This window comes from Lysobacter sp. Root983 (assembly GCF_001429345.1).
Lineage (GTDB): Bacteria > Pseudomonadota > Gammaproteobacteria > Xanthomonadales > Xanthomonadaceae > Lysobacter.
The window spans coordinates 727751-743408 of the sequence record NZ_LMJO01000016.1; the positions used below are offsets into that span (position 1 = coordinate 727751).

The following is a 15658-nucleotide window of genomic DNA, read 5'->3' on the forward strand; positions in this document are numbered from 1 at the left end:
AAAGCAGACGGCCAAGATATTGCAACGACGGCGCGGCAATGACTAGAAAGAGCGGCTCCCTCAGCCTGCGACGACGGCGCGGCAATGACTAGAAAGAGCGGCTCCCTCAGCCTAAGTAGGATGCGGTAAGCCGAAGGCGCACCGCAATCGAGTCCAAATTCAGTAAGCGAACTCGCTGAACACCGGATCCACGCTGCCGCCCCAGGCGCCGTGGAACAGTTCCAGCTTGCGCTCGGCCGGGGTCTGGCCGCGTTCGACGAACTCCAGCAGCGGGTCCAGGTAGATCGATTCGTCGGCGCCGTTGCCGTTGAGCTTGCCGCGCCGGCGCAGGCCGTGCGCGGAAATCTCCAGCGCGCGGCGGGCCAGATCCAGCACCTTGCCGTCGCGGAACGGCAACTGCAGCGCGTGCTTGGGCACGCCGTCGCGCAGGGCGTGGCGCTCCTCGGGCGTGAAGTCCAGCACCAGGTCCCAGGCGGCGTCGAGCGCGCTGGCGTCGTACAGCAGACCGACCCAGAACGCCGACAAGGCGCAGATGCGGTTCCAGGGGCCGGAGTCGGCGCCGCGCATCTCCAGGTACTTCTTCAGACGCACTTCCGGGAAAGCGGTGGTGGTGTGGTCGGCCCAGTCCTTCAGAGTCGGTCGCTGGTCGGGATAGGCCGGCAGCTTGGCGTCCATGTAGTCGCGGAACGACTGGCCGGCGGCATCGATGTAGCGGCCGTCGCGGTAGACGAAGTACATCGGCACGTCGAGCAGATAATCGACGTAGCGCTCGTAACCGAAACCGTCCTCGAACACGAAATCGAGCAGGCCGGTGCGGTCGCGGTCGGTGTCGGTCCAGATGTGCGAGCGGTAGGACAGATAGCCGTTGGGCTTGCCCTCGGTGAACGGCGAATCGGCGAACAGCGCGGTCGCGATCGGCTGCAAGGCCAGCGACACGCGGAACTTCTTCACCATGTCGGCTTCGTCGCGCACGTCCAGGTTGACCTGCACGGTGCTGGTGCGGGTCATCATGTCCAGGCCCAGGCTGCCGACCTTGGGCATGTACTCGCGCATGATCTTGTAGCGGCCCTTGGGCATCCACGGCATTTCGTCGCGGCGCCACTTGGGCTGGAAGCCCATGCCGAGGAAGCCCAGCCCCATCGGCTCGGCGACCGCGCGCACTTCGCGCAGGTGCTGGGCGGCCTCGCAACAGGTGTCGTGCAGGGTCGCCAGCGGCGCGCCCGACAGCTCCAGCTGTCCGGCCGGTTCCAGCGACACCGAGGCTTCGTCGCGGGTCAGCGCGATCACCCGACCGTGCTCCTCCACCGGCGCCCAACCGAACTGGGTCAGACCCTTGAGCAGGGCTTCGATGCCGCGCTCGCCGTCGAAAGTGGGCGGGCGCAGGTCGTCGGTGCGGTAACCGAACTTCTCGTGCTCGGTGCCGATCTTCCAGTCGTCGTCGTGGCGCACGCCGGACGCGAGATACTCGATCAGCGCGGTGCGACCGCCGCTGGCCATCGGCGGAATCGGGACATCCTTGACCTGGCTGGGACCGGACACGCGCACCTCGTTCGTCGACACCCCGCTGCAAGGCGGGATGCCTTGCTCGCGCGCCGCCGTTGCGACGCGCGGAAGGCCCTGGCGTCCTGCGACGCTCCGGCCCGTACCGTTTCCGGGGATATGCGGCCACTGACCTACAATCACCAGACCCTGGCAGTGTAGCCCTCGCCTTGCGCCGAACAACGTCCGTCCTGCAACGCTATGGTTCGGCCCTGCTACTGGCGCTGATGCCGCTGACCGTGCCTGCCCAGACCCTGGAGCGCGGCAACGGCCCCGAGCCGAGCACGCTGGATGCGCACCGCTGTCAGGAGGTGGCCTGCGGCAACGTGCTGCGCGACCTCTACGAGGGCCTGGTCACCGAAGATGCGCACGGCCGTCTGGTGCCGGGCATGGCGCAGCGCTGGACGGTGTCGGCCGACGGCCGCACCTGGACCTTCGCGCTGCGCCCCGACCTGCGCTGGAGCAACGGCGAGATCCTGGACGCGCCGCAGATCGTCGCCAGCTTCCGGCGCGCGTTCGAACCGGCGACCGCGGCGCCGTTCGGCGAATTGTTCGACGCCCTGGAGAACGCCCAGGCGGTGCAGGCCGGGCGGCTGCCGCCCAGCGCGCTGGGCGTGTCGGCGCCGGACGCGCGCACGGTGGTGTTCCGCCTGCAGCGCAGCGCGTCGTTGCCCGCGCTGCTGACCCTGCCGATCGCGTTCCCGGTCTACCTGCCCGCGGTCGAACGCCACGGTGCGCAGCACACCCGGCCCGGGCGGCTGGTGTCGAACGGCGCCTACACGCTCGCGGCGTGGACGCCGCAGGCGAACCTGCTGGTGCAGCGCAATCCGCGCTTCCACGACGCGGCCCGGGTCGCGATCGCGCAGGTGCGCTACCACGTGACCGAGGACGCGGCCGCGGAACTGCAGCGCTTCGCCGCCGGCGATCTGGACATTACCGAGGTGGTGCCGCCGCAGCCGCTGGCCGCGCTGCGCGCGCGCTTCGGCGAACGCCTGCGCCTGTCGCCCTACCTGGGCGCGTTCTGGTTGGGCATGAACCTGACCCGGCCGCCGCTGCGCGACGCCCCGCAATTACGTCAAGCGCTGGCGCTGGCGATCGATCGCGACAAGCTCACCCGCCACGTCACCGGCCTGGGCGAGACGCCGGCCTACGGCATCGTGCCGCCGGGCATCGCGGGCTACACGCCGGCGTCGGCGCCCTGGGCCGGCTTGAGCCAGGCCCAGCGCGAAGCCCAGGCGCGCGCGCTGTACCGCGCGGCCGGCTATTCGGACGCTCAACCGCTGGTGATCGAGCTGCGCTACAACACCTCCACCCCGCACCGTCGGCTGGCGTTGGCGGTGGCGGCGATGTGGCGCCAGACCCTGGGCGTGCAGGTGCGCCTGCGCAACGAGGAATGGAAGGTGTTCGTGCAGAACCGCCGCCAACGCGCGATCACCCAGGTGTTTCGCGGCGGCTGGATCGGCGACGTGCCCGATGCGCGCAACTTCCTGGCCGCGTTCGGCAGCGACGGGCCCCTGAACTGGAGCGGCTACGACGACGCCGGCTTCCGCGAACGCCTCGCGCGCGCCGACGCGGCCAAGAGCGAGGCCGCGCGCAACGCCTGGCTGCACGCGGCCGAGACCCGGCTGCTGAACGCCGATGCGGTGATCCCGCTGTACTACTACACGTCCAAGCATCTGGTCGGCGAGCGCGTGCGCGGCTACGAATCCAATGCGTTGGACCGGCACGCGAGTCGTTGGCTGAGCCTGGAGGCGACGCCATGAAGCGCTGGGCCTCGCGCTTGTTCGAAGCCGTGCTCACGCTGTGGCTGCTGGCGACGCTGTGCTTCGTGTTGCTGCGCGCCGCGCCCGGCGGACCCTTCGACACCGAGAAGGCGGCGCCGCCGGAGGTGCAGGCCGCGCTCGCGGCGCAGTACCGGCTCGATCGCCCCCTGCCCGCGCAGTACGCGGCCTGGCTGGGCGATGTGGTGCGCGGCGACCTCGGGCCTTCGTTCCAATACCCCGACTACCGCGTGACCCAACTGATCGCCAGCGCGCTGCCGGTGTCGATGCTCAACGGCGGTCTCGCGCTATTGCTCGCCTTGATCCTGGGCATCCCGCTGGGCACCTGGGCCGCCTTGCGTGCCGGGCGCTGGACCGACCGCGTGCTGATGTTCGCGGCCGGCCTTGGGCTGGCGATTCCCAAGTTCGTCGCCGCGCCGCTGCTGGTGCTGCTGTTCGCGGTAAGCCTGCACTGGCTGCCGGCCGGCGGCTGGGGCGGCTGGAGCCACGTGGTGTTGCCGGTGATCGCGCTGGCCTTGCCCAACATCGCCTACTGCGCGCGCCTCACCCGCGCCTCGCTGCTGGAGACCTTGTCGGCCGACTACCTAAAGGCCGCGCGTGCGCGCGGCTTGTCCGAAACCCGTCTGCTGTTGGCGCATGCGATGAAGCCCGCCCTGCTGCCGGTCGCGGCCTGGCTGTCGCCGGCGCTGATCAACGTAGTCACCGGCTCGGCCGTGGTCGAGCAGGTGTTCGGCATCCCCGGCATGGGCCGCTACTTCGTCCAGGGCGCGCTCAACCGCGACTACACCCTGGTGCTGGGCGTGGTGCTGGTGGTGGGCGCGCTGATCGTGGCGATCAACGCCCTGGTCGATGCCTTGCGCGCGGCCATGGACCCGCGTTTGGCGGAAACGAACTAGCCTCGCCGTAAGACTCGCTCCGCGACCTGCAGCCCTCGTATCGCCCAAAGGATCCTCATGAAAATCGTCTACCGCGCCGCGCATTCCACCGACGCGCACCTGGTGCGCCAGCTGCTGGAGCACGAAGGCATGACCGCCTTCGTCAACGGCGGCCTGCTGGAAGGCGGCGCCGGCGAGTTGCCGATGAGCGGACTGGTGACGGTGTCGGTGGCCGACGAGCACGAAGCGCGGGCGCGGGAAGTGGTGCGCGAATGGGAAAGCATGCCGGTGCCGCCGGACGACGAGGACGAGGGCGCCGCGCCCGCCGAGGTCGCCGCGGCGACGCCGCAAAGGCGTAGCTGGGCGCCGGTGCTGGTCGCGGCCCTGCTCGGCGCCGCGTTCGGCGCCGCCCTGACCTGGAACGCGATGCGTACCCGCGTCGACGTCCTGGCCGACGATGTCAATCGCGACGGAGCGACCGACCAGCGTTCGATCTACGAGGACGGCCAGCTCGTGCGCACCGAGAACGACCGCAATCACGACGGGCAAGACGACGAGATCGCCAGTTACGGAAAGAACGGCCGTCTCTCGGGGCTTGAGCTGGACGACAACTTCGATGGCTACATGGAAACCAACCAGCTCTACGATGCGCGGGGTTGGCTCGGCACGACCATCGACACGGACGGCGACGGCAAGCCGGACTACCGCGTGCAGGCCGAACACACCGTGCTCGCGCGCGAAGAATGGCTCAACGCCCGCGGCGATGTGATCAAGCGCGTGGTCTACGAACGCCTCGTGCCGAGCCGCGGCGAATTCGACAGCGACGGCGACGGCAAGCTCGATACCGCGCGCCGCTACGACGCGCGCGGGGAAATCGTGAGCGCGGCGCCGATCGCGCCCTGACGCCGACTCAGGCGGTGGCGGGCGCGGTCAGTCCCAGCCAGCCGCCGACCACCGCGCGCGCTTCGTCCACGCCCTGCTTGGACTCGCCGGAGAAGGTCTGCACGCTGACCGAATTGCCATAGGACGAGAACAGATCCTTGCGCACCGCCAGCAGGGCCTGGGTTTGCTGGCCGCGGCCGAACTTGTCGGCCTTGGTCAGCAGCGCGTGCGCGGGCAGGCCGCGCGACACCGCGTAGCCCAGCATCTGGCGGTCGTAGTCCTTGAGCGGATGGCGGATGTCCATCACCACCACCAGGCCGCGCAGGGCCTGGCGGGTCTGGAAGTACTGGTCGATGAAGGCCTGCCAGTGCGCCTGCAGGTCCTGCGGGACCTTGGCGTAGCCGTAGCCGGGCAGGTCGACCAGGTAGCGGTCGGTGCTGGGCGGAATATCGAAAAAGACCAGCTGCTGGGTACGTCCGGGCGTCTTGGACACCCGCGCCAGCGCGTTCTGCTGGCACATGGCGTTGAGGGCGCTGGACTTGCCGGCGTTGGAGCGGCCGGCGAAGGCGACTTCGAAGCCGCCGTCGGGCGGTAGCTGCTTGGGCGTGTGCGCCGCCAACAGGTAGCGGGCGCGGGCGAGGGGATTGACCATGCCGCTAGGATCGCACGGCAACGGTGCCCAACGCCCGTCGCGGGCCGTGTTTTCGGCCCGAAAGGCCGTGCCGAACGGCTCGCGGGCACCGATTCGCGTTGACCCGCCCTGCCCCCGCGACGATAATTCCGAGGTTCCGGCGACCGCATCGCGGCCCGCCATCCCAGTGTTTCGGAGCCCAGCTACATGAGCCAAGCCCGCGTCCTAGGCATCGTCGGTCTGACCGTTCTGGCGGCCGTCGCCGTCGCCTACGCCCAGCCCACGATCACGCCGATCCCCGACAAGGAGCCGGTCCAGGCCGCGCCGCTGGTCGAGAAGCCGGCCTCGTGGGGCGACGTCAAGGCGGGCGCCACCAAGGCGGGCACCTGCGCGGCCTGCCACGGCCTCGACGGCAATCCGACCGATCCGCAGTACCCGCGCCTGGCCGGCCAGAGCGAGCGCTACATCGCCCACCAGATCGCGCTGTTCAAGAGCGGCGAGCGCAACACCGGCATGGCCGCGGCGATGAAGCCGTACGCCGATGCGCTGACCGCGCAGGACGCACGCGACCTGGGCGCCTACTTCGCGACCCAGAAGTCCGGCGCCGGCGTGGCCGACGACACCGTGATCGCGACGGGTCCGAACAAGGACAAGAAGTTCTTCGAAGTCGGCCAGCAGCTGTTCCTGGCCGGCGACAAGGCGCGCGGCATCCCGGCGTGCATGGCCTGCCACGGTCCCGGCGGCGCCGGCAACCCGGGCCCGGCCTACCCGCACATCGCCGGTCAGCAGGCCGCGTACTCGCAGCGTCGTCTGGAGGAGTACCGCGCCGGCACCACCACCCAGCGCGATCCGCACCTGTTCAACGTGATGGCGGGCGTGGCCAAGAACCTCAGCGACGAGGAAATCGGCGCGCTGTCCAGCTACCTGCAGGGCCTGCACGACCGCGCCGAGGACTTCGCCGCGGCCGATGCGCCGGCCGCTCCGGCCGCCGCGGCGCCCGCCGCAGCACCGGCGCCGGCCGCGCCCGCTCCGGCGGCGCCGGCCAAGGACGACGCGGCCAAGCCGGCCGCCGGCGCCTGAGCCCAGGGCACGCGGCAGCCGCCGCGTCCCGAGCCTAAACGCCGGCCCCTGGCCGGCGTTTTCGTTTGCGCGCGACCGCATACGGCCGCCGCGATTTCTTTTATCGTGGGCGCCGATGCGGCCCACCCGGGCCGGCCACGATCCGGCCCGGAGCCGACCCATGCCCCAGACCCGCCTTGCCCTGCTCCTGATCGCGCTGCTGAGCCTGGGCGCCTGCAAGCCCGAGGCCGCGCCCGCGCAGTCCGCCGCGACGCCGGCCGCCGCAACCGCCGCCGAACCCGCGGTCGAAGGCGAACCGGCGGTGTCGGCCGAAGCCGCAGCCGCCGCGCCCACCGATGCCGCCGCGTCCCCGGCCCCGGCAAGCCCGCCGCCCCCTGCGCCCGCCGAGAGCGGTTTGGTCAAAGGCACCGATTACGAGCTGATCGAGGGCGGCCAGCCGTTCGCGCCGGTGCCCGGCAAGATCGAGGTGGTCGAGGTGTTCGGCTACGTCTGCCCCGCCTGCGCGCAGTTCCAGCCCCTGGTCAACGCCTGGAAGGCCAAACAGGGCGCGGACGTGCACCTGACCTATGTGCCGGCGCCGTTCGGCCCGGAGTGGGACCCTTACGCCCGCGCCTACTACGTCGCCGATTCGATGGGCCTGGTCGCACGCAGCCACGACGCCCTGATCCGCGCCATCCACCTCGAGCAGAGCATGCCCGGCGAAGGCGACAAGCCCGACGATGCCGCGATCGGCCGCTTTTACGGCCGCTACGGCGCCAATCCGCAGCAATTCGTGGCGGCCATGAACAGCTTCGCCACCATCGCCAAGGTCAACCGTGGCAAGCAATTCATGATGCGCAGCGGCGTCAGCCAGACCCCGACCTTGATCGTTAACGGAAAATACCGGGTGATCGGCACCAGTTTTGAGGACATGCTGCGTATTACCGACACTTTGGTTGCGCAGGAGCGCGCCGCGCGCCCGCGTTGACGCCCGCCACGGCGCCGGAACTTCCGCCCGCGACGTCGGTCACACCCGATACTCCTGGTTCGAGACGCCGGCCGTTATGCTTAACGCCGGCGTCTTTTTTTGTCCGGACGCCGCCGCTGACGCGGCCCACTCCCGCCCGATCGCCGCGAGACCCTGCGATGACCCCACGCACTACGCCGTCCCGACTGTTCACGACCCTCGCCACCCTGGCCCTGAGCGCGCTGCTGCCGCTGGCCGCGTCGGCCGCCGGCAAGAGCGCCGCGCCCGCGCTGGAAGCGGGCCGCGATTACGAGCTGATCGAAGGCGGGCGCCCCTACGCGCCGGTGCCCGGCAAGATCGAGGTGGTCGAGGTGTTCGGCTACACCTGCCCGCATTGCGCGCACGCGCAGCCGGCGATCGACGCCTGGAAGGCCAAGCTGCCCAAGGACGTGAGCTTCGTACCGGTGGCCGCGCCGTTCGGCGGCTATTGGCAGCCCTACGCCAAGGCCTATTACACCGCCCAGTCCATGGGCCTGGTCGCCAAGACCCACGAGGCCGTGTTCAAGGCCCTGCATGAAGAGCGCAGCCTGCCGATCAGCAATGCGTCCTCGCAGGAGATCGCGAGCTTCTATGCGCGCTACGGCGCCGACGCCGACAAGTTCGCCGCGGCCATGGACAGCAAGCCGATCGAGGCCAAGCTCGAGGCCACGCGCGACTTCCTGACCCGCAGCGGCGTCGAAGGCACGCCGACCTTCATCGTCGCCGGCAAGTACCGCGTGACCGGCGGCAACAGCCTTGAGGACGTGCTGCGCATCACCGACCAGTTGGTCGCGCAGGAACGCAGCCGCGGCAAGAGCAAGCGTTGATGCGCGACGGCCGTCCGCGCCGCCTCGCCTACACTCCGCGTTCAGCGCGCCGGCCGTTATCCTGACGGCCGACGCATCCCCCGGTGTCGCGACGGTTCTACCGCGCGCGCGCCGCCAATCCGATCCGACCGTTTTGTGGAGATTCGATCCATGACCCCGCGCCTGGCCCCGTCGCACCGCTACCCCATCCTGTTCGCCGCGCTGTTCGCGCTGGCCGCCTGCACCCAGCAGCAGGAGGCCGCCGCTCCCGCCGCCGACACCGCCGCCGCGCCCAGCGCCGCCGCCACCCCGGCCAACGCGGTGCCGACGCCGACCGCCGAAGCCGCGCCGGCCGCCGCCGAGATCGCACCGGCCGCGGTCGCCACGCCGCCCAGCGGCCCTGCGCCGGTCGCGGGCACCGACTACGTCGAGATCCCGGGCGGCACGCCGTACGCGCCCAGCGCCGGCAAGATCGAAGTGGTCGAAGTGTTCGGTTACACCTGCCCGCATTGCGCCGAGTTCGAACCGCTGGTCGTGTCCTGGCGCGGCAAGCAGACCGCCGACGTCAATTTCGTCCCGGTCGCCGCGCCGTTCGGCGGCTACTGGGTGCCCTACGCCAAGGCCTTCTACACCGCCGAGTCGATGGGTCTGGTCGGCCGCAGCCACGAGGCCATGTTCCGCGCCGTGCACCTGGATCGCAGCCTGCCGGTCAACGGCGTCAAGCCGGTCGACTTCGCCGAGTTCTACGCCAAGTTCGGCGCCAACAAGCAGCAGTTCGAAAGCACCTACGCCAGCTTCGCGATCGACGCCAAGCTCAAGCGCGCCGAAACCTTCCTGACCCGCAGCGGCGTCGAGTCCACGCCCAACATCGTGGTCGACGGCAAGTACCGCGTGATCGGCAAGAATTTCGAGGACATGCTGCGCATCACCGACCACCTGGTCGCGCAGGAACGCGCCAAGCGCGCCGGCGGCGGCGCCGCTCCGGCCGCCGAAGGCAACGCTCCGGCCACCACCGGCCCGGCCGCGGCTGCCGCGCAGTAATTCGCTCATGGACCCGGCCGGTATGGATACGCGCCGACGACTGCGCCTGCTTAGCGCCAATATCCAGGCCGGGTCCAGCACGCGCCGCTACAGCGATTACGCGACCCGCAGCTGGTCGCACGTGCTGCCCGCCGGCAACAAGCGCGGCAGCCTCGACACCATCGCCCAGTTGGCCGGCGAGCACGACATCGTCGGCCTCAACGAAAGCGACCCGGGCAGCCTGCGTTCGGGCTTCACCAACCAGACCCACTACCTGGCCCAGCGCGCCGGCTTCGACTATTGGAGCCACCAGCCCAATCGCCGGGTCGGCAGCGTCGCCTCGAGCGCCAACGGCCTGCTCAGCAAGCTGGAACCGCGCGAAGTCATCGACCATCCGCTGCCCGGCCGGGTCAAGGGCCGCGGCGTGCTGATGGCGCACTTCGGCGATCACGACGACGCGCTCACCGTCGCGGTCGCGCACCTGTCGCTGGGCGCGGGCTCGCGCGCCTCGCAGCTGGCCTTCATCGCCGAACTGCTGCACGACCACCCGCACGCGGTGCTGATGGGCGATTTCAATTGCTCGATCGACCAACCGGAAATGCGCACGCTGTTCCAGCGCACGCGCCTGCAGCCGCCGGAAGCGGCGCTGCCGACCTTCCCCAGCTGGCGCCCGCAACGCGCGATCGACCACATCCTGATCGGCGACGGCCTGAGCTGTTCGTCGGCGCGCGCCGTGCCGGCCGCGCAGTCCGATCATCTGGCGCTGTCGCTGGAACTGGAAGTACCGGATCACGCGCTGCGCTGAGCGTGGCGCCGGCCTCAACGCCGCACGTGGTAGCCGTCCTGGGCGACGAAGGCCCGCACGTCCTGGGCGTCGAACAGGGCGAAGTCGCCCGGCACCGAGTGTTTGAGGCAGGCCGCGCCCCAACCGAACAGCAAACTGTCCTGCGCATCCAGGCCGGCCAGCGCGCCATGCAGCACGCCGGCGGCGAAGGCGTCGCCGGTGCCGATGCGGTCGACGATCGCGCTGAGCTCGCACACCGGCGTGCGCGCGGCGGTGCCGTCGCGATCCAGCGACCGGGCCGACAGCGATTGGCGGTCGACGCTGTGCTGCACGCGCACGGTGCTGGCCACGCGCTGCAGTTGCGGGAAGGCGGCGAAGGCCGCGCGCGCGGCGGCGGCGAAGCGCGCCTCGGCATCGTCGCTCGCGGGCTCGACGCCCAAGGCGATGGCGATGTCGCGGTGGTCGGCGAAGATCCAGTCGGCCTGCGCCATCAATTCGCGCAGGAGGGCGGCGGCGTCGCCGTTCCAGGCCTGCCACAGCTTGCCGCGGAAGTTGCCGTCGAAGCTCACCCGCACGCCGGCGCGACGCGCCGCGCGCGCGGCCGCGATCGCGGTATCGGCGCAGGCCTGGCCCAGGGCCGGGGTCACGCCGGACAGGTGCAGCCAATGCGCGCCTTGCAACAGCGCCGGCCAGTCGTAGGCCTGCGCATCCGCGCGCGCGAACGCCGAATCGGCGCGGTCGTAGAGCACGCTACTGGGCCGGTGGCCGGCGCCGGTTTCCAGGAAGTACAGGCCCATGCGTCCGGGCCCGGCTTGCAGCGCGCGGGTGTCGACGCCGTGGCGGCGCAGCTCGGCGACGGCCGCGGCGCCCAGGGCGTTGTCGGCGATCCGGCCGACCACCGCCGCCTCGTGGCCGTAGCGGGCCAGGGCCACGGCCACGTTGGCTTCCGCGCCGCCGACGTGGACCTGCAGCGCCGGCGACTGCAACAGACGCTCGTGGCCGGGCGCCCCCAGGCGCAGCAGCACTTCGCCGAAACACACTATGCGTTGACTCATTCCGCCTCCCAGCCCCGGGCCGATCCGCCCCTTGTATGGCCTTTTGCGCACCGCAGCATGATGTTGGCCCGAGCTTTTGCTAGGGTTTTGACCAGCGGTGTCATTTTGCCGTCCGGGACACCATAGCAAGCGCTACAAGCTAGTCAATAAGCGCTTTACAGCCGTCGGACCACTTTGGGAGGGGATCCTGATGCAATCGCAACGCGCGGCAAAAAAGACACCGGTTACCGTTCTGGCAGGCGCCATCGCCCTGGCGCTGCAGATGGCGCCGGCGGTCGGGTTCGCGCAACAGGCCGCGGCGCCGCCCGCGGCCACGCCGCCGCAAGACAGCAGCACCGCCGCAGCCGCCAGCGACGAGGCCAAGGACCTGGAAGGGGTCACCGTCACCGGCTTCCGCGGCAGCCTGGAGCGGGCCTTGGACATCAAGCGCGGCGAAGTCGGCGTGGTCGACGCCATCGTCGCCGAGGACATCGCCGATTTTCCCGATCTGAACCTGGCCGAATCGCTGCAGCGCATTCCGGGCGTGTCGATCGCGCGCGATGCCGGCGAAGGCCGGCAGATCTCGGTGCGCGGCCTGGGCCCCGACTTCACCCGCGTGCGCATCAACGGCATGGAGGCGCTGACCACCACCGGCGGCACCGACAGTTCCGGCGGCGCCAATCGCGGCCGCGGCTTCGACTTCAACGTGTTCGCCTCGGAACTGTTCAACAGCCTCAAGGTGCGCAAGACCGCATCGGCCGAAGTGGAAGAAGGCTCGCTGGGCGCGACGGTGGATCTGCAGACCGCGCGCCCGTTCGACTACGACGGTTTCACCTTCGTCGCCGGCGGCCAGGTCGGCTACAACGATCTGTCCGGCGACACCGATCCGCGCGCTTCGGCGCTGATCAGCAACACCTGGGGCGACGGCCGCTTCGGCGCGCTGTTGTCGGTGGCCTACACCGACCGCCGCCTGGTCGAGGAAGGCCACAGCACGGTGCGCTGGGACAACGGCCCCAGCAGCGGCGGCTTCAGCGCGGCCTCGCCGTTCGCGGCCGCGCGCGGCGCCGGCGTGTTCCATCCGCGCATTCCGCGCTACGGCGTGCTCGAACACGACCAGCAGCGCCTGGGCGTGACCGGCGCGCTGCAATGGAAGGTCAGCGACCGCACCGATGTCGGCCTGGACCTGCTGTACGCCAAGTTCGACGCCACCCGCACCGAGAACTTCATCGAGGCGGTGTCGTTCAGCCGCACCGGCACCGGCAAGCCGCAGACCGTGGTGCTGGACGGTCAGGTCGACGCCAACGGCAACCTGGTCTACGGCCGCTTCAACAACGTCGACGTGCGTTCGGAAGCGCGTTACGACGAGCTCAGCACCAAGTTCACCCAGTTCAGTTTCTACGCCGACCACGAGCTCACCGACGACGTCAAACTGCACGCCCAAGTCGGCCGCGCCAAGTCCGAGTTCGACAACCCGATCCAGACCACGATCACCCTGGATCGCCAGAACGTGCAGGGTTACAGCTACGACTACCGCGGCAACGATCGCCTGCCGGTGATCGACAACGGTTTCGACGTCACCGATCCCAGCCAGTGGACCTTCGTCAACGGCATTTCCGAGGTCCGTCTGCGTCCGCAGTTCGCCAGCAACACCTACGACACCGCCCAGCTCGACTTCGCCTGGAACCTCGCGCCCTCGTTCAAGCTCAAGGGCGGCGCGCAGTTCAAGGAGTACACCTTCCAAAGCCGGGAGTTCCGCCGCGCCTCGGAGCTGGTCACGCCGGCGCTGCCGGCCGGCACCACCCTGGCCGATCTGACCTCGCTGATCGGCCTGGAGAACACCCGGGTCGGCTCGGGCAACGATTCGGTCTGGCTGATCCCGGACATCGACGCCTTCAACCGCGTGTTCGGCCTGTACAGCAACACCGGCATCTTCAGCGTCAGCGACAAGGTCGCCGCGGTACTGGGCAACAACCGCAGCGTCACCGAGCGCGACCAGGGTTTCTACCTGCAAGGCGACTTCAACACCCAGATCGGCTCGATCCCGATCAGCGGCAACATCGGCGTGCGCCAGGTCGACACCAAGCAGACCTCGACCGGCTACGCCATCGTCGGCGGCGTGCCGGTGCAGACCACGGTGCAGCGCAGCTACGACGACACCCTGCCGTCCTTGAATCTGGTCGCCGACCTCACCCCGGATTTCCTGGTCCGCTTCGGCGCGGCCAAGGTGATGTCGCGTCCAGGCCTGGGCAATCTCACCCCCGGCGTCACCGTCAACGTCAGCGGCGGCGCGCGCACGGTCAACGGCGGCAATCCGCTGCTGGAACCGTTCCGCGCCAAGACCTACGACCTGAGCTTCGAGTGGTACTTCGCCGACGAGGCGCTGCTGGGCCTGGGCTTGTTCTACAAGGACATCGACACCTTCGTGCAGACCTCGCGCGAAACCCGTCCGTACAACACCTCCGGCCTGCCCGACAGCCTGCTCGCGGGCACCGGCGCGCAGCCCACCGACGATTTCCAGTTCAACATCCCGGTCAACACGCCCGGCGGCAGCCTGCAGGGTTTCGAAGTCAGCTATCAACAGCCCTTCACCTTCCTGCCGGAAGGGTTCTGGCAGGACTTCGGCGTGCAGCTCAACTACACCTACGTCGATTCCAAGATCCAGTACGTGACCTCGACCGGCGCGTCGTCGCTGAAGACCGACCTGGTCGGCCTGTCCAAGAACGCCTACAACGCCACGCTCTACTACGAAGGCGAGCGTTTCGGCGCGCGCGTGTCGGCGTCCTATCGCGACGACTACCTGACCACGGTGCCGGGCCGCAACAACAACGACGTCGAAGGCACCAAGGCCACCACCACCCTCGACATGTCGGCGTCGTGGAAGCTCAACGACCGCATCGAGCTGACGCTTGAAGGCCTGAATCTCACCGACGAGTACAACGACCAGTGGGTGGATTCGGTCGGCGACCGCGCCTCGGTCTACCACCACACCGGCCGCCAGTACTTCCTGGGCATCCGCTACAAGCTGTGAGGTCCGCAGCGCCGCACTAGTTGCACCCGCGCCGCGCGGGTGCGGAGCCGCCGCCCTCGACGGTTCCGCACCTCGCGGCGCTTTTTTTTTTGGAGCGCATCGCATGCACCGTCGCGACTTCCTTGCCGGTTCGCTGCTCGCCGGCGGCGCCTTGCTCGCCGGACCCGCGCGCGCGGGCGAGCGCTGGGACGCGCGCGTGTCGCGCGCGCCGGGCGCGGACGCCGGCGTGCCGGTCTACCCCAGTGTCGGCGCCGCAGTGGCCGCCGCGCCCGCGCACGGGCGCCGGCCGTTCCGCATCCGCATCGATCGCGGTCTGTGGCGCGAGAAACTGGTGATCGACAAACCGAACATCCACCTGATCGGCGAGGATCGCGCCGGTTGCGTGCTGAGCTACGACGCCGCCGCCGGCATGGCGCGTCCAGACGGCGAGCCCTGGGGCACCTGGGGCTGCGCCAGCGTGATCGTGTGCGCGCCGGATTTCCGCGCCGAGCGCCTGAGCATTCGCAACGATTTCGACTACGTGGGCAATCTGAACGCGCCGAAGTTCGAACCGATCGGCCCCAACGGCGCGCAGGCGGTGGCCTTGATGCTGGACGCGGGTGCCGAACGCAGCGTGCTGCACGAGGTCGATCTGCATGGGCACCAGGACACCTTGTTCGTCGATGCCGGGCGCAGCCTGTTCCGCCGTTGCCGCATCGCCGGCAGCGTCGACTTCGTGTTCGGCGGCGGCAACGCCTGGTTCGAGGACTGCGTACTGCATTCGCGCTTCCGGCCCGGCAAGGAGCGCCAGGGCTATGTCGCGGTGCCCTGCACGCCCAGCGCGCAGGCTTATGGACTGAGCTTTCTGCGCTGCCGGCTGAGCCGCGATGCCGAAGTGGCCGACGCCAGCGTCGCGCTGGGGCGGGCGTGGCGTCCGGGTCGCAATTTTCCCGACGGCAAGTACGGCGACCCCGATGCGGTCGGCGCCGCCGTCTATCTGTCGTGCTGGATGGATGCGCACGTTGATCCGCGCGGATGGGATGCGATGGGCTACACCGCACGCGACGGCGCGCGCACGATGCTGGCGCCGGAAGCGGCGCGCTTGTACGAGTACGACAGCCGCGGCCCGGGCGCGGCGCGCTCGCCGGGCCGGCGCCAGCTCGATCGCACCGCGCTCGCGCGCCATCGTCGCGAGCTCGTGCTGGCCGGCTGGGAGCCGTCGCTGTGAGGGCGC

The 15658-nt window shown here is 69.9% G+C and carries 12 protein-coding genes and 1 pseudogene; 10 read left to right on the forward strand and 3 right to left on the reverse strand.

Going from position 1 to position 15658, the window contains the following annotated elements; translation table 11 throughout:
• Positions 1-159: 159 nt before the first annotated feature.
• The gene (locus tag ASE43_RS15435) at positions 160-1497 is read right to left on the reverse strand and encodes a glutamate--cysteine ligase (RefSeq protein WP_157499293.1); all 1338 of its coding nucleotides are present in this window, start codon (positions 1495-1497) and stop codon (positions 160-162) included.
• 212 nt (positions 1498-1709) lie between these two features.
• On the opposite strand from ASE43_RS15435, the gene ASE43_RS15440 reads away from it, so the two are divergent.
• The 3 genes and pseudogenes from ASE43_RS15440 to ASE43_RS22690 all read left to right on the forward strand — a co-directional run.
• Positions 1710-3302 carry a peptide ABC transporter substrate-binding protein gene (locus tag ASE43_RS15440; protein WP_157499978.1) on the forward strand — a complete coding sequence of 531 codons (1593 nt, stop codon included), beginning with the start codon at positions 1710-1712 and terminating at the stop codon, positions 3300-3302.
• Complete coding sequence (locus tag ASE43_RS15445; protein WP_056181047.1) at positions 3299-4216, forward strand: ABC transporter permease subunit; 918 nt, start codon at positions 3299-3301, stop codon at positions 4214-4216. Before ASE43_RS15440 ends, ASE43_RS15445 begins: the two co-directional genes overlap by 4 nt.
• Positions 4217-4273: 57 nt before the next feature.
• Positions 4274-4468, forward strand: a pseudogene (locus ASE43_RS22690) (DUF2007 domain-containing protein); the annotation flags it as partial.
• A 637-nt stretch (positions 4469-5105) separates the two neighbouring features.
• Here ASE43_RS22690 and yihA read toward each other — a convergent pair.
• A complete protein-coding gene (gene yihA, locus ASE43_RS15455) occupies positions 5106-5729 on the reverse strand; it encodes a ribosome biogenesis GTP-binding protein YihA/YsxC (RefSeq protein ID WP_057161077.1) in 624 nt (207 codons plus the stop codon).
• Between the two features lie 186 nt (positions 5730-5915).
• Here yihA and ASE43_RS15460 point away from each other — a divergent pair, with 186 nt between their 5' ends.
• The 5 genes from ASE43_RS15460 to ASE43_RS15480 all read left to right on the forward strand — a co-directional run bounded on the left by ASE43_RS15460 (position 5916) and on the right by ASE43_RS15480 (position 10404).
• Positions 5916-6788 (forward strand): c-type cytochrome, encoded by an 873-nt coding sequence (locus ASE43_RS15460; protein ID WP_056181054.1) that lies wholly within the window; start codon positions 5916-5918, stop codon positions 6786-6788.
• A 160-nt stretch (positions 6789-6948) separates the two neighbouring features.
• Positions 6949-7755: a thiol:disulfide interchange protein DsbA/DsbL gene (locus ASE43_RS15465; protein ID WP_057161078.1), complete on the forward strand. Its 807-nt coding sequence runs from the start codon at positions 6949-6951 to the stop codon at positions 7753-7755.
• Between the two features lie 158 nt (positions 7756-7913).
• The gene (locus ASE43_RS15470) at positions 7914-8600 is read left to right on the forward strand and encodes a thiol:disulfide interchange protein DsbA/DsbL (RefSeq protein ID WP_057161079.1); all 687 of its coding nucleotides are present in this window, start codon (positions 7914-7916) and stop codon (positions 8598-8600) included.
• 150 nt (positions 8601-8750) lie between these two features.
• Positions 8751-9620 carry a thiol:disulfide interchange protein DsbA/DsbL gene (locus ASE43_RS15475; protein ID WP_082576579.1) on the forward strand — a complete coding sequence of 290 codons (870 nt, stop codon included), beginning with the start codon at positions 8751-8753 and terminating at the stop codon, positions 9618-9620.
• Between the two features lie 22 nt (positions 9621-9642).
• On the forward strand, positions 9643-10404 hold the full coding sequence (locus ASE43_RS15480) for an endonuclease/exonuclease/phosphatase family protein (RefSeq protein WP_056181063.1): 762 nt from the start codon (positions 9643-9645) through the stop codon (positions 10402-10404).
• 14 nt (positions 10405-10418) lie between these two features.
• Here the strand turns inward: ASE43_RS15480 and ASE43_RS15485 are convergent, their stop codons facing one another.
• A complete protein-coding gene (locus ASE43_RS15485) occupies positions 10419-11438 on the reverse strand; it encodes a sugar kinase (protein ID WP_057161080.1) in 1020 nt (339 codons plus the stop codon).
• A 190-nt stretch (positions 11439-11628) separates the two neighbouring features.
• On the opposite strand from ASE43_RS15485, the gene ASE43_RS15490 reads away from it, so the two are divergent.
• Positions 11629-14445: a TonB-dependent receptor gene (locus ASE43_RS15490; protein ID WP_057161081.1), complete on the forward strand. Its 2817-nt coding sequence runs from the start codon at positions 11629-11631 to the stop codon at positions 14443-14445.
• Positions 14446-14548: 103 nt separating this feature from the next.
• Positions 14549-15652: a pectinesterase family protein gene (locus ASE43_RS15495; RefSeq protein WP_057161082.1), complete on the forward strand. Its 1104-nt coding sequence runs from the start codon at positions 14549-14551 to the stop codon at positions 15650-15652.
• The last annotated feature ends 6 nt before the right edge of the window (positions 15653-15658 follow it).

Excerpts from the sequence above, each read along its gene's own strand:
- ASE43_RS15435 (WP_157499293.1), bottom strand. The coding sequence starts at position 1,497 with ATGGCCAGCGGCGGTCGCACCGCGCTGATCGAGTATCTCGCGTCCGGC.
- ASE43_RS15445 (WP_056181047.1), top strand. The coding sequence starts at position 3,299 with ATGAAGCGCTGGGCCTCGCGCTTGTTCGAAGCCGTGCTCACGCTGTGG.
- yihA (WP_057161077.1), bottom strand. The coding sequence starts at position 5,729 with ATGGTCAATCCCCTCGCCCGCGCCCGCTACCTGTTGGCGGCGCACACG.
- ASE43_RS15460 (WP_056181054.1), top strand. The coding sequence starts at position 5,916 with ATGAGCCAAGCCCGCGTCCTAGGCATCGTCGGTCTGACCGTTCTGGCG.
- ASE43_RS15465 (WP_057161078.1), top strand. The coding sequence starts at position 6,949 with ATGCCCCAGACCCGCCTTGCCCTGCTCCTGATCGCGCTGCTGAGCCTG.
- ASE43_RS15470 (WP_057161079.1), top strand. The coding sequence starts at position 7,914 with ATGACCCCACGCACTACGCCGTCCCGACTGTTCACGACCCTCGCCACC.
- ASE43_RS15475 (WP_082576579.1), top strand. The coding sequence starts at position 8,751 with ATGACCCCGCGCCTGGCCCCGTCGCACCGCTACCCCATCCTGTTCGCC.
- ASE43_RS15480 (WP_056181063.1), top strand. The coding sequence starts at position 9,643 with ATGGATACGCGCCGACGACTGCGCCTGCTTAGCGCCAATATCCAGGCC.
- ASE43_RS15485 (WP_057161080.1), bottom strand. The coding sequence starts at position 11,438 with ATGAGTCAACGCATAGTGTGTTTCGGCGAAGTGCTGCTGCGCCTGGGG.
- ASE43_RS15490 (WP_057161081.1), top strand. The coding sequence starts at position 11,629 with ATGCAATCGCAACGCGCGGCAAAAAAGACACCGGTTACCGTTCTGGCA.
- ASE43_RS15495 (WP_057161082.1), top strand. The coding sequence starts at position 14,549 with ATGCACCGTCGCGACTTCCTTGCCGGTTCGCTGCTCGCCGGCGGCGCC.